We start from the raw sequence: 14098 nt of genomic DNA, 5'->3' as shown, positions 1-14098 counted from the left end.
TTATCTTATTTAACCGAATTGTTTCTTATACTGAGAAGGTGACATCCCCTGAAGGCGTGAAAAGGTATGAGTAAAGGTGCTTTGACCTGAAAAGCCGGTGAACTCTGCAACCTGCCCCAAGGTGAGATGACCTTGTTCGATAAGCTGCTTTGCCGTATCAATACGCTTCCCTAAAACATATTGATGAGGAGTAATACCCATTTGGTCCTTGAACAAGGAATGGAACTGACTCTCCCCCAAGAAAATACTTCCAGCAAGTTGGGTCACAGAGATTTTTTGACTCAGATGTTGCTCTATATAGCGATCTATTGCTTCAAGATCGAAACGAGATTCCTTGCGCACTGTTTCAAACGCTGACATATGACGTTGAAGCAAAGCAACTACTGTATCGTTGCACGCCCGACTCAATAACAGATCCTCTGGGCTAGATTGCATTTCAGCAACCAACATCTGTATTAGCTTCTGGATCTGACCGTCTAGTTGGAAATACGTTTCTTTCTGATTCAGTTCATTAAGACGCTGAAGCATCAATGGGTCGTCAGACGTAGGTAGTGGCATATTGAGCACCAATATATCTGACTGCCCTACCACGCCACCAAATGCATGGCCGCTTCCCGATGTCACGACACACCCTTGGCCGGGTCCAACAAGATTACCATAGCCACTCACTTCAAATTCTGCTTGTCCTTTTAACCCAATCACGACCTGAGTGTAATTATGGTCATGACACTCCATGTAAGAAGGTAAGGTCACAAGTTGTGCAGGACGAGGCGACAATTCTTTGGCAGGTGTATGCTCATTTGGAGATTTAGACGAAGGTGACATAATAGAACACGATACATTAGCTCTTAGATATCGACATGGTATAACAAAAGTGATGTAACTCGAAATTAGGCAATAAACAGGCCGTCGTTCTATACCCCCCTTCAGGAAATCACGAAATAGCCCTGCCATTTGAATTGATGAAAAAAACAGCACAACGCCTACCGGAAGAATGATCAAGCGCACATAAATTACGGCTTACGTCACTTCTATCCACTTTACTTAATCTTGATCCCTATTCTTTACTTGCATATTTCTCTAATGCGCCCAAAATGGCTATAACCATATGAGATTTATCTTTAGATCAGATAGTCTTAGCCGTAAAAACACTCTCATGAATATGAGAGAAATGGAAAAAATAAACCCTTTTGAGGCACTAAAGACAGGGAGTGTCAAAAGTTTGTCTTTTCCCTTTACTTCATGTGCATATGATGGATATATGTACTAGGTTGAATTTTTACAGGTAATTTAAACGTTTTATAGTTTGCAGGGAATTATGATCACACGTCGCATTCCAGCGCTTTTGCTTGCGCTAAGCCCGGTTTGGGTTACTACTTCGATTTATGCTGAAGAATCTGTACAAGCAGATCCAGTGGCTGAGATCGAAAACAAAATAGAAAATAAAGAAGCAGAAATCAGCACAATGGCAACAGAGTATGACTCTGAAGCAGAGCGCTTACAGCAGCTTCAAAATGAAAACAGTAAACTGAAACGTAGCGAACAAGAGCTAAACGCTAAACGTAACCGCACTAAATCGGCGCTAGACAAGCAATATGGCCGCCTTTTAGATGATCCAGATATCGACCTAGTTTCGTTCCAAAAGGCTTATCAAGACGCTTGGTCTGAGGTAAAAGAGAACCAATCTGAATTGCTTGAAAATCAACAAGCAATGACAGAAAGCAAAATGCGCCTTTCGCAAGTTAAACAAAAACAGACGCGCTTAAACAGTGAATACTCTTACCTAAAAGAGCAAAAAGTTGAAGCTCGTGTTAAACGCCTAGAAGCAGAACTTCGCGAAAGTGATGTCCTAGAAACAAGTTACAAAACAACTTGTTCAGCAACAATGACTCTGGGCGAATGTACAAGCCAAGGCCAATACTTAACAAAGCAGAAAGCGGTTAAGACGTTCAAAGCTAAGCTTATGGACAACCTAACAGAATCAAGTATTGCGAAGCAAAATGCAAAAGGCGTTCAACTGAACGTTCACGTTCAAGAAAGCCAAGTTATCCGCTCTGGCTTTGAAGGTAACAATAGTTACTTCACACAAATGCAGGCACAGCTTCAAGCTCGCCCTGAAGCTTCTGCCGCTTGTAAGTTGTTGAACGTATCAACGCGTTACTGTCTAAAAGGCACTGAAGAATCAACAGCAAAGAAGCAAGATAACAAGTGGGTAAACGTTACTGTTCGCTCTGATCAATATGAAGATAATGTAGTTATCAACGGTATCAATTACGGTAGCACACCTGTAGATGTCGTATTGCCACGTGGTCAGCACCAAGTAACAGTTTCAAAAGACGGTTTTCAAACCTACAACCGCACCGTAACTGTGACAGCGAATGACACAGTTTGGGTTAAGCTGCGTCCAGGTGGCTAACCGTTGAAAAATCAACCGGTTTCACAAAGATGAGCTAAAAACGCCACTTTGTCCTAAGTTAAGTAACGATAACTTAAGACAAAGTGGCGTTTTCGTTTAGAATATACCGATTAATCAGTAAGAAGATGTAGAAGAAGTTCAATGCGCCCAGGTTTATCTGCCCTTTTGTTGGCATTATCTCCATGTTTACTTTTGCCCTCTGTGATGGCGGAAGAGACGCCGATGTCAATCACTGCTATCGATGACCAACTGTTCTCTAAGCATGATGAGCTACGTGATGCTCAACAGGCCCTAAAAGAGCAGCAAAACGTCGTGGACGAGAAATCAGCCAAACTTGACTCCCTGCAAAAACAGGCCATTGCCCTTGACGAATCTTTCGCTAAGGCAAAGCGCCATCTGGATGAGACTTATAACAAGCTTGAGAATGACCCGAGCGCTGACATCCTTACTGCGCAGCAAAGTTATCAGCAAGCTTGGTCAGACGTGAAGCAAAACCAGAAGTTACGCCTAGAAGCCGAACAATCACTTACAGAAGCTCAAGCAACGTACAACTCGCGTAGTAAAGCGGTTACGGCGCTCAATGGGGCTATTAATGACCTACAAGGCGATAAAACTCGAGCTCGTATAGACAAGCTTCGCGACGAACTGCGCCAGCCAAACCAGATTTCTATCAGTTTCACTAACCGCTGTGACTCTTCACTCACTCTGGTTCAATGTGATAAACAAACACAAGCACTTGCCCTTCAGAAAGCCGTTAAGCAATTTAGAAGTGAGTTGGTAAACCAAGTCTCTGAACCAGACCTGGTTAAACGTAACCTGCATGACTCAAAACTTAATATTCATGTCATTAAGCACACAACGACAAGCAGTGGCTTCTATGATGGTGAGCGCTACCGTACTTTGATGGATGTAGAATTAGAAGCTAGACCAAGTGCAAAAGCAGCCTGTGACCTTCTTGGAGTCGACACTCAATACTGCTTCGAACCTGGCGTTTTTGATACCGCACCTCAATTCGAACAGGAGATTGCTTGGGTAACATTAGCCGTCCGTTCAAATGTTTACGGTGATCATGTATCTATTGATGGTGTTAGCTATGGCAGCACACCTGTTGAAGTCATGCTTCCTATTGGAAGCCACGATGTAACAGTAACAAAAGAAGGCTACCAAACTTTCAATAAGCAAGTCTCGGTAAAAACCGACGCTTCACTACGTGCAAACCTTACCGAGAAAAAGAACCCTCTCAATGCAGGTGATAAGTTTGCCGATGGGCTAAAAGGTCAAGGGAAAGCACCACAATTGGTCGCGATTTTGGATGGTACTTACTACATTGGTGAAAATGCGTCCAACCAAGTTCACCTTGATCATGCTTTCGGATTTGGTGTAACACCGATCACCGTAAGTCAGTTCACGACCTTCGTTGAACAAACCAATTATCAGACTGATGCGGAACTAAAAAATACCTGTACTGCACTAATCAATGGTCAAGTCACACCTGTCGAGAACAGTAACTGGCGCGATCCTGGCTTTAAGCAACACCCTAACTCTCCAGTTGTTTGTGTCAGCCAGAATGATGCAAAAGCCTACACTAATTGGCTACGTAATCTAACAGGCGCACAATACCGCTTGCCGACAGAAGATGAGTGGGAAATTGCAGTACGTGCTGGAAGCTTGAGTAAGTATTGGTGGGGTGACAACTTTGTTCCTGGTCAAGCAAATACTGGTTGGAGCGGCACACCTTGGTCAAATGTAAGTACTTCACCTGTTAGTGCCTTTAAGCCGAACCAATTGGGTATTTATGACGGGGTTGGTAACGTGTGGCAGTGGACTAGTAACCCACAAGGTATCGCAAAAGGCGGAGCATGGAACTTTTCTCCTGAAATGGCAGCCGCAGATAAACAACTTTATCTATCACGCTCTTCTGCAGCTAACTACTTAGGCTTCAGGGTCGTTCGTGATATTCGTTAATATGCTCAGGGTGGAGAATTAGCTTCTTCGTCTTAAGATAGATAAAAAAACGCCGCTAATTTCTAGCGGCGTTTTTTTATGGTGCTAAGCGGTCAATGTTCCACTCTTCTTGTTCTCGTGAAAACAAGAATCGGTCGTGCAGTCGATGTTCACCACCCTGCCAAAACTCAATGCTCTCTGGCTTAATTCTGTAACCACCCCAAAAACTTGGAACTGGAACCTCGCCACTTTCAAATTTTTGTTTTAGCTCTAGAAACTTTCCTTCTAGCACACCTCTCGCTGAGATGCGGCTACTTTGCTTGCTGGCAATTGCAGCTAATTGGCTAGCCTTAGGACGTGACGAGAAGTACTTAATGTTTTCTACAGCAGATAGCTTTTCGGCAACGCCAGTAATATGTACTTGTCGTTCCAATGGGTGCCAAGGGAAATGCAGACTAATTTTTGAATTACCTTCTATCTGCTGAGCTTTGCGGCTACCAAGGTTGGTATAAAAAACGAAACCTCGTTTATCGACATCTTTCAATAACACGATACGCTGAAAAGGCTGACCTGTTGCGTCAACAGTTGCAACAGTCATAGCGGTAGGGTCCGTCAACTTAGCTTCAATGGCTTGCTTCAGCCACAAATCAAACTGAGCTATAGGATCGGCTAAAAGGTCTTTTCTTCGCAAGCCACTCTTCAAGTATTCACGGCGAATATCTTCAAGCTCCATCTTTTCTTTCTCCTCGGCGAAATTTTTCTGAAGATTGTGCGCTCTTAATCAAAAGAACTCAAGTTTAGATACTTAGTTAGGTCTGATTTAATAAACCGTAACGATAAAAATAAGAGGATATATCACTCAACCCTGCTATTCTTACAGCAAATCCTTAACATTTTATTAGATGAGTAATAAAATCAATAAAATAAAGCCAATTTCCGAGGATCACTCATGAGCAAAAGCAGTTATGACAAACTAACTCCCAACGAGTTAGATTATGTCGATGATAAAACTGCCGCATTACTTCTCAACACCCCAAGCAGCGCGAGAATAATGCTGTGGGTGATGGTGCTCTTTTTTATCCTCGCAGGCGTGTGGGCGTCATGGGCAGAAATCGATAAGGTTACCGTTGGACAAGGAAAGGTCGTCCCCTCTTCCCAAATACAAGTCGTCCAAAACCTTGAAGGTGGTTTAGTCAAAGAAATTCTGGTTCGAGAAGGTCAGAACGTAACCAAAGGACAGCAGCTATTACTCATAGACGACACTCGTTTTCGTTCGGATTACCGAGAACGTGAACAACAAGTTGCCAACTTGACCGCCAGTGTTCTACAACTTTCCGCCTCAATAACCAGTGTTGAAGTTAATGAAGATTTCGATGAAACCAACTGGCAAAGAAACGTACAGCTCGATTTCAACAAGTTAGCATTTCCACCGATCTTGGATGAGCAGAAACCAGAGCTCGTCGCGAGGCAGCGTGCTGAATACCGCCAAGACTTGAATAACCTACGAAATCAAATTTCGGTAATCGACCAACAAGTTAAGCAGAAGCAACAAGATTTGGTTGAGATACAAGCTCGAATTAGCAACTTAAGAGAAGGCTATAGGTTCGCTAAGAAAGAGCTAGAGATCACACGCCCACTCGCTGAAGAGGGAATCGTTCCTCGTATTGAGTTGCTCAAGTTACAGCGCCAAGTTAACGATACTCGTCGAGAGTTAACCTCAAGCGAACTTAAAATGCCGGTACTCAAGTCTGCGATTCGTGAAGCAATGTTAAGCCGTATTGATGCAGCACAGAAGTTCCGCTCTGAACAGCAAGAAAAACTCAATCAAGCTCAAGATAAACTTTCCTCTTTAACGGAGTCCACCGTAGGACTTGAAGACCGAGTGAATCGAACCATAGTAACCTCACCGGTTACTGGTACAGTCAAAACACTGAACGTGAATACGGTTGGTGGGGTTATTCAGCCAGGTATGGACATCGTTGAGATTGTCCCAAGTGAAGATACCTTACTAGTTGAAGCCAAAATCGCTCCTCAGGACATCGCTTTCTTACGACCAGATTTACATACTGTGGTGAAATTCAGTGCCTATGACTTTACTAAGTATGGTGGTTTAGAAGGCACACTCGAACACATCAGTGCCGACACTACGACTGACGAAGAAGGCAACAGCTTTTATCTAGTTCGAGTAAGAACAAAAGAGACCAGTTTAGACAAAGACAACTCATTACCCATTATTCCGGGTATGACAGCTTCTGTGGATATTATAACCGGCAAACGTACCATTCTAGAGTACCTACTTAAGCCTATCCTCAGTGCTCAAACCAATGCATTAAAGGAATAGCATTCATGATTGCTTCACAACTAAATACGGCCAAGGAGTCACTCCGGTGAGGAGGCAAAGCTGGCTAAAGCCGGTAATAGTACTCTCCATGCTATTACTCTCTTCTACCACATCATTCGCGCTGAACACTCAAGAACAGCGCTGGGTTGATGCGGTAAAGCGAACATACGGTGATCGTGCTGGGCGGCGTGTCGAGACTTGGCGGACAGAAATGTCTCAATACAAGTCTTTATCAGAACGCGACAAACTAACCAAAGTGAACAATTTTTTTAATCAGCTTTATTTCGTTAACGATATTAACCTGTGGGGAAAGAACGATTACTGGGCAACACCACTAGAATTTTTAGGTAGTAATGCAGGTGACTGCGAAGATTTCACCATCGCAAAATACTTTTCGTTACTTGAACTGGGAGTCTCAGACAGGAAACTCCGTCTAGTGTATGTTAAAGCCATTGAGTTAAATCAGTTTCATATGGTATTAGCTTACTACTCAAAACCGAGCGCAGAGCCGATACTATTAGATAACATTAATCCTCAAATAAAAAAGGCATCAGCCCGACGAGATCTTCTACCGATATACAGTTTTAACGGTAAAAACCTCTGGCTGATGAAGTCGAAAAATGGACAACTGGCAGGGAAGTCATCAAGGTTAAGCCTATGGAATGATCTCCGTGCCCGCGAGAAATCGCTCAAGTTAAACAAACCAAAAATTAATTATGATGAGTAGGCAATATGACTCTATATAAACAACTTGTCGCGGGAATGATTGCAGTTATTTTGATGCTGTTGATCTCAGTGTTTGTCATTGAGTTCAACACCACTCGAAGTAACCTCATTCAACAACAGCGCTCTGAAGTAAACAACACTATCAATACGGTAGGCTTGGCGTTAGCCCCTTACTTGGAAAACAAGGATCAGGTTGCCGTAGAGTCGGTCATCAATGCTCTGTTTGATGGAAGTAGTTATTCGATTGTCCGCTTGATCTTTCTAGACACCGGGGACGAGATTCTTCGTTCTTATCCAATAAAACCAAACAATGTACCGAAATGGTTCACTGAATTAAATCTATTCGAAAAAATCCACGATCGCCGCGTTGTCACTAGTGGATGGATGCAATTGGCTGAAGTGGAAATCGTGAGCCACCCTGGGGATGCCTACACCCAGCTTTGGCTCGCGTTTGAACGCCTTGTTATCGCATTCTGCCTGATCATGCTGATTGGTTTATTCTCGATTTCTTTTATTCTGAAACGCGCATTACGTCCATTGCAACTTATTGTCGATAAGATGGAGCAAGTAGCTCGCAACCAGTTTGGTGAGCCATTGCCTCGCCCTGCGACTCAAGATCTCATCTATGTGGTTGACGGTATCAATAGCATGTCTGCGCAATTAGAAAAATCTTTTAAAGCTCAAGCCAAAGAAGCTCAACAGCTACGTGAACGTGCCTACATAGACCCTGTATCTCAGTTGGGTAACCGTGCTTACTACATGAGTCAATTGAACTCTTGGATTGGTGAAGGTGGTATTGGTGGTGTTGCGATTCTTGAAGCAAGCTTCATTCGCGAGCTCTATGAAGATAAAGGCTATGAAGCCGGCGATGGCATGGTGAGAGAACTAGCGGATCACCTTCGAGTCTCACTTACCTCCCCTAACGTTACTCTGGCTCGTATTTCGAGTGAAGAGTTTGGTTTCATCCTCCCTAATATGGAAGACTCTGAACTTAAGCTTATCGCTGAAAGCATCGTTACTTACGTTCAAGATATCAATGCCGATCCTACGGGAATGGCAACATCTAACCTATCGTTAGGTGTGGTTTACAATAAATCTTCAACTAATTCGACTGAGTTACTCACCATGTTAGATAACGCTTTAGCGACCGCGAAGTCTAACCCTGAAATCACTTATGGCTACGTAACAGGTGAAAACACCGATAGTCTAATGGGTAAACAGCAGTGGAAGAACTTGGTGGAAGAAGCCATTAGCAATGATTGGTTCAGTTTCCGATTCCAGTCAGCTAACAACAGCTGGGGTCAGCCATACCACCGTGAAGTGTTCTCTGCTATTGAGAAAGATGGTGAGCGCTTTAGTGCAAACCAATACCTGTTCGCTCTTGAGCAACTTAATGCTAGCCACCTGTTCGACGAATACGTGATTGAAGCCATTGTTAAACGACTACAAGCCGGTGAGTTCAAAGAACCTGTTGCGATTAACATTGCGCAAAGTAGTATCTCTCAGCCAAGCTTCATCCGCTGGGTTACTCAGTTACTTAATAAACACAGCTCTGTTGCCCCTTTGCTGCATTTCGAAATCCCTGAAAATTGCTTCATACACGCCCCACACCATACCGCACTATTTTGTAATGCTGTACGTGGTGCCGGTGCAGATTTTGGTGTCGATAATTATGGTCGTAACTTCCAGTCTCTAGACTATATAAACGAGTTCCGCCCAGCGTATGTTAAGTTGGATTACTTATATACGCACCATCTAGACGATGAGAAGCAAAAATTCACTTTAACGTCGATTTCAAGAACCGCTCATAACTTAGGTATTAAGACGATTGCTTCACGAGTTGAAACTCAGACTCAGTTGGACTTCTTATCTGAGCATTTCATTGAAGTCTTCCAAGGTTTCATCGTAGATAAATAACAACTATAAAGGTATAGCATGCAAGACCCGCTATTAAATTCTCTTATCTACGTCAGTCGATACTATGGTTTAGCGAATTCGCCAGAAGCTCTAATTAACGGTTTGCCACTTTCTGATGGCAAACTGACGCCATTCTTATTCCCTCGCTCTGCTGAACGAGCAGGCTTGGTTGCTAAAGAGAATCGCTCTGGATTGCTTGAGATTTCTCAATTGGTCATGCCCGTCGTATTGATCCTGAAAAATGGTGAGGCATGTGTTCTAAATAGCATCAACGAAGAGAAAACCGAAGCAGAGATCGTGACTGGAGAGTCAGGGCTTGTTCCTATCTCCATGAGCATTGAGGAGCTAAACCAGCTCTACATCGGACGTTACTTCTTGGTAAAGAAACAGTTTCGATATGACGAACGCTCACCGGAAGTACTTAAAACCCGTGAAGGACACTGGTTTTGGGGAACAATTTGGCAATCTAAAAGAATCTATCGTGATGTTCTCATCGCTTCAATTCTAATTAACTTGTTCGCCATCGCAGCACCCATGTTTACTCGCTTGGTTTACGATAAGGTGGTCCCGAACCTCGCCTTCGAAACCTTATGGGTGCTAGCAAGCGGTATTTTCGTAATCTTCTTGTTTGATCTTACTTTGAAGTTGATGCGGAGTTACTTCATCGATGTCGCGGGTAAAAAATCCGATATTCTCATTTCTTCCAAGCTATTTAGCAAAGTAATGGGGATTCGGATGGAAGCAAGGCCAGCATCGGTTGGTGCTTTCGCTCGACACCTGCAAGAATTTGAGTCTATTCGCGAGTTTTTTACCTCTGCGACTATTGGCTCTTTGATAGACCTTCCGTTTGCCATTCTCTTCCTAGTGCTGATCTGGCTTATGGCGGGTAACTTGGTTATTGTGCCTATCGTGGGTGTACTTATTCTGGTTGTCTATTCGCTACTTATTCAAGGGCCATTGCGTCATACCATTGAAGAAGGCTCACGCTTAGCATCGCAAAAATACGCCAACCTTATCGAAAGTCTTTCAGGTTTAGAAACCGTTAAGCTGTTTGGAGCACAAAGCCAATTCCAGTTCCGTTGGGAGGAAGCGGTAGCTCACATGGCAAACTGGAACATTAAAAGCCGCCGGATTACCGATGGTATTCAGAATACCGCAGGCTTTGTTCAACAAGCCTCGAACGTAGGCATGATCATTCTAGGTGTTTATCTAATTGCTGAAGGTGATTTGACGATGGGCGGCCTGATTGCAGCGACAATGCTTAGCGGCCGCGCTATTGGCCCAATGGTTCAGCTTTCACTGCTTTCGACACGTTACAATCAAGCGAAATCATCGATGACGATCATCGAACAAGTCATGGAAATGCCTGATGAGCAAGAAGAAGGAAAGCGCTACATTCACCGCCCGATCGTACACGGCAAAATTGAATTAGATAAAGTAACGTTCCACTACCCTGACTCACCAATTGCCTCGGTTCGAGATTTAAGTCTAACGATTAATCCAGGCGAGAAGGTGGCTATCATTGGACGTATTGGCTCAGGTAAAACAACACTTGAACGTCTAATCATGGGCCTTTACAGACCAACTGAAGGCCACGTCCGTATTGATGATACTGATATCGATCAGCTACACCACATCGATATTCGCCGCAACATAGGCTGTGTACCACAAGATAGCCAACTATTTTATGGCAGTATTCGTGACAACATCACACTGGGTCGCCCTCTAGCTGATGACCGCGATGTGCTTGATGCCGCGAACCGCGCAGGCGTAACGGTATTTACTCAACAAGATCCAGCAGGCCTCGAACGTCAGGTCGGTGAAGGCGGTATGCTGCTATCCGGGGGCCAACGTCAAGCCGTAGCAATTGCACGCTCTCTATTAGGTCGTCCACCTGTTTTATTAATGGATGAGCCGACCAGTGCAATGGATAACCGTTCAGAAATGCATATTAAGCAACAGTTAGCTCAGTTGAAGCAGAGTGAGACTTTGATTTTGATTACGCATAAGACTTCAATGCTTGATGTAGTAGACCGTGTCATTGTTATGGAGAAAGGTTGCGTTATCGCCGATGGGCCTAAAGCTGACGTTCTGAATAACCTTAAGCAAGGTAAGGTAAGAGCGGTAAATTAACTCAAGCTTAGTTACTCGTATAAAAAGAAAGCCATTCGAGTTTCCTCGAATGGCTTTTTTATTAGATTAACGACTAATTAGTTAGTTGCACAGTTCGCTGCGCCAACTTCTTTCCAAACGCCCCACTCACCTGATTGCGTTGGATCATCACCTTGTGTCCACCATTTCGCTTCCCAGACTTTTCCAGCCCAAGAAACTTGGTCGCCACCGTTATATACAGAACCTGATTGCCACAAGTTGTCACACAGTTCACCACCAGTAGATGTCTTCGCTACGACAACTGTAGCCGAAACAGAAGACTCAGCTTGTCCATCACTGACTGTAACAGTAAAGGCTAACGAAGTGTCTTGAGTATATTCACCAGCAACAAAGCTCACTGTCGCACCATCAACCGTAGCTGTAAGACCTGCAGGAACACTCCATGTATAAGTAAGAGCATCGTTATCAGCATCAGTCGAGCCGGATGCGTCAACAACAACGACATCACCTGCATTTACGTTAGTAGGCGCAGTCACTGAAGCAACTGGCGCTTCATTGACTGGAGGAAGATCTTTAGGGTTAACCGTGACAACGACTGTGTCAGTTGATGTTGCACCTTCGTTATCAGTCACTGTTAGCTTAAAGCTTAACGTTTCAACTTGAGCAACTTCTACTACATCAAAGCTTACTACTGCGCTATTTGCTGAGCTCAAAGTTACTGGAGTTCCAGAAACTTGCGCCCATTGATAGCTTGCAACGGTGCCATCAGAATCACTTGAAGCACTTCCATCAAGGCTGACATTAGCAAGTCCAACGACTGTCACATCTACACCCGCATTCGCAACTGGAGCTCGGTTTTGCGGGGGACCACCAGCTAGACCTTCGTGCATCGCGTTTAAAATGTCACCGTTATCAGCATCAATTTCCCAAGAGAATAGACCCGCTAGGCCTAGGTTACGTACGTACGCACCTTTTGCTTTCACTGAGCGATCGTCATCAAATGTAATTAGCTGGCCTGTAGTCGGGTTCCATACCCAAGGCGCTTCAGCTTGCTCATCATAGCCATACTGGAAACCGTTGATACCTTGGCTGTTGTCACCCAACATGAACGACTTAATACCTTTGTAGTCAATAACACCGTCTTCCCAAACACCTTGCGCAGTAGAGCCTTTCAACTTGCCGTTACCAACACCAGTCATAGGATCAGCTGGATCTGATAGTGTTTCTGGCATCACACCTTCCCAACCACGACCATACATAGCAGCACCAAGAACAAGCTTACTTGCAGGAACACCTTGCGCTAGCAATAATTGGATACCGTTGTCAGACGTGTAGGCCGGTCCTTTGTACGCTTCACCGTTTTCATCAACACCAGTACCATCACACTGACCTGGGCGCATAAAGCCACCACAGTACAATGCGGTTTGGTGGCCCACTACATTGTTCCAACCGCCATAAAAGTCGTAGGTCATAGCAAAGATGTAATCCATGTACTGAATCGCTTCACCATAATTCACATCTTCAATCTTGTCGTGACCCACACCAATTGCAGAAGTCAGTTCATAACTTCGGCCAGTTGACGCTTCAAGCTCATCAAGCATCACTCGAAGTTCTTGCATTAGGGCAATATACGCAGGACCATCGTTAACTGGGTCCCCTAAGTTAGCAGCAGCACCGCCACCACCCGGGAATTCCCAGTCAATATCCACGCCGTCGTAAAACTTCCACGTCGTTAAGAATCGCTTAACTGAGGCAACAAAAGTATCTCGGTTCGCTTTGGTAGTGAAATCGAAAAATGGGTCAGAAAGTGTCCAGCCACCAATTGAAGGGATAATTTTCAGATCAGGGTTGCGCTGCTTAAGTGCCATAAGCATCGCGTAGTTACCTTTGATTGGAGAGCTATATTCATGCCCAGCTTGCGGGAAGCTTTTTTGGTAAGCCGCCCAAGGATCATGGATAACAACTTCGTAATCTGGCACGCCCTGACAAGCTGTCATCAGTGCATTGTAGCTATTACCACCAACCGACTTAACCGACTCATTTGGTCCACAAATTGGGATAAACCCGTAAAGAATGTGAGTTAGATTGTCCGCAGGAAGGTTATCTACTGTGTAATCACGGCCATAGATACCCCATTCAACGAAATACGTACCTACTACTGTGTTTGGGTCAGTATTGTAAGACTTGTTGTTCGGGTCGATATTCATTGTCAGTGGTTTTAAATGTGACCCGTCAGTGTCCGCTACCGTCACTTCAACCGGAGCACTAGTGCTACAACCAGTCGCATCACACGCTTCGATGGTCATTTGGTACAAACCACCTTTGCCATATTTAAATGTCGCATCCGTTTGACTGCCACTGATTGGGCCCGTTGCCACCTGTGTACCATCAAAGTAGATTTTGTAAGTGTCGCCTGTTGTACCACTCCATTGATTAAACTTAATGGTGATATCAGCTTCTTCGTGATACTTCACCATCTGGTTATAACCCGATACGGTTTCCATGGCTAATTCAATCTTAGAAAACTGAAGATTGTTCGAGCCATATACATCGACACTCGGCGCTGTAGGAGCGGCTATCGCTGCGCTTGATACTGCTAAAGCAATACTTGCAGCGCATAAGTTCATACGATTCATACCTAT

General features: G+C 44.2%; 9 protein-coding genes. 6 read left to right on the top strand and 3 right to left on the bottom strand.

The features are described 5' to 3' along the window. Positions 1–9: 9 nt before the first annotated feature. Entirely contained in the window at positions 10–825 is an 816-nt protein-coding gene (locus AAFX28_RS05955) for a helix-turn-helix domain-containing protein (RefSeq protein ID WP_408686537.1), read from the bottom strand. Positions 826–1318: 493 nt separating this feature from the next. On the opposite strand from AAFX28_RS05955, the gene AAFX28_RS05950 reads away from it, so the two are divergent. Together AAFX28_RS05950 and AAFX28_RS05945 are read left to right on the top strand one after the other, a co-directional pair. Next, the gene (locus AAFX28_RS05950) at positions 1319–2416 is read left to right on the top strand and encodes a PEGA domain-containing protein (RefSeq protein ID WP_408686535.1); all 1098 of its coding nucleotides are present in this window, start codon (positions 1319–1321) and stop codon (positions 2414–2416) included. A gap of 141 nt (positions 2417–2557) precedes the next feature. Further along, the gene (locus AAFX28_RS05945; RefSeq protein WP_408686534.1) at positions 2558–4381 is read left to right on the top strand and encodes an SUMF1/EgtB/PvdO family nonheme iron enzyme; all 1824 of its coding nucleotides are present in this window, start codon (positions 2558–2560) and stop codon (positions 4379–4381) included. 76 nt (positions 4382–4457) lie between these two features. On the opposite strand, the gene pdxH is transcribed toward AAFX28_RS05945, so the two are convergent. Further along, complete coding sequence (gene pdxH, locus AAFX28_RS05940; RefSeq protein WP_408686533.1) at positions 4458–5093, bottom strand: pyridoxamine 5'-phosphate oxidase; 636 nt, start codon at positions 5091–5093, stop codon at positions 4458–4460. A 216-nt stretch (positions 5094–5309) separates the two neighbouring features. On the opposite strand from pdxH, the gene AAFX28_RS05935 reads away from it, so the two are divergent. From AAFX28_RS05935 to AAFX28_RS05920, 4 genes are all read left to right on the top strand, one after another. After that, positions 5310–6701 (top strand): HlyD family type I secretion periplasmic adaptor subunit, encoded by a 1392-nt coding sequence (locus AAFX28_RS05935; protein ID WP_408686532.1) that lies wholly within the window; start codon positions 5310–5312, stop codon positions 6699–6701. 88 nt (positions 6702–6789) lie between these two features. Then, complete coding sequence (locus tag AAFX28_RS05930) at positions 6790–7428, top strand: transglutaminase-like cysteine peptidase (RefSeq protein ID WP_408686531.1); 639 nt, start codon at positions 6790–6792, stop codon at positions 7426–7428. Positions 7429–7433: 5 nt separating this feature from the next. Beyond that, positions 7434–9344 (top strand): EAL domain-containing protein, encoded by a 1911-nt coding sequence (locus tag AAFX28_RS05925; RefSeq protein WP_408686529.1) that lies wholly within the window; start codon positions 7434–7436, stop codon positions 9342–9344. Between the two features lie 18 nt (positions 9345–9362). Further along, entirely contained in the window at positions 9363–11477 is a 2115-nt protein-coding gene (locus AAFX28_RS05920; protein WP_408686528.1) for a type I secretion system permease/ATPase, read from the top strand. Positions 11478–11554: 77 nt separating this feature from the next. Here the strand turns inward: AAFX28_RS05920 and AAFX28_RS05915 are convergent, their stop codons facing one another. Further along, positions 11555–14092: a glycosyl hydrolase family 18 protein gene (locus AAFX28_RS05915; RefSeq protein ID WP_408686526.1), complete on the bottom strand. Its 2538-nt coding sequence runs from the start codon at positions 14090–14092 to the stop codon at positions 11555–11557. Positions 14093–14098 lie beyond the last annotated feature (6 nt).

The sequence above is a fragment of the Vibrio sp. TBV020 genome (genome assembly GCF_046056895.1).
In the GTDB taxonomy this organism is placed as follows: domain Bacteria; phylum Pseudomonadota; class Gammaproteobacteria; order Enterobacterales; family Vibrionaceae; genus Vibrio.
Note: the sequence above shows the minus strand (reverse complement) of the source record. Positions and strands in the feature narration are given on the sequence as shown.

Bases quoted from the DNA above. Each gene is read 5' to 3' on its own strand.
- AAFX28_RS05955 (WP_408686537.1), bottom strand. From the start codon at position 825: ATGTCACCTTCGTCTAAATCTCCAAATGAGCATACACCTGCCAAAGAA.
- AAFX28_RS05915 (WP_408686526.1), bottom strand. From the start codon at position 14,092: ATGAATCGTATGAACTTATGCGCTGCAAGTATTGCTTTAGCAGTATCA.
- pdxH (WP_408686533.1), bottom strand. From the start codon at position 5,093: ATGGAGCTTGAAGATATTCGCCGTGAATACTTGAAGAGTGGCTTGCGA.
- AAFX28_RS05930 (WP_408686531.1), top strand. From the start codon at position 6,790: ATGCTATTACTCTCTTCTACCACATCATTCGCGCTGAACACTCAAGAA.
- AAFX28_RS05945 (WP_408686534.1), top strand. From the start codon at position 2,558: ATGCGCCCAGGTTTATCTGCCCTTTTGTTGGCATTATCTCCATGTTTA.
- AAFX28_RS05935 (WP_408686532.1), top strand. From the start codon at position 5,310: ATGAGCAAAAGCAGTTATGACAAACTAACTCCCAACGAGTTAGATTAT.
- AAFX28_RS05950 (WP_408686535.1), top strand. From the start codon at position 1,319: ATGATCACACGTCGCATTCCAGCGCTTTTGCTTGCGCTAAGCCCGGTT.
- AAFX28_RS05925 (WP_408686529.1), top strand. From the start codon at position 7,434: ATGACTCTATATAAACAACTTGTCGCGGGAATGATTGCAGTTATTTTG.
- AAFX28_RS05920 (WP_408686528.1), top strand. From the start codon at position 9,363: ATGCAAGACCCGCTATTAAATTCTCTTATCTACGTCAGTCGATACTAT.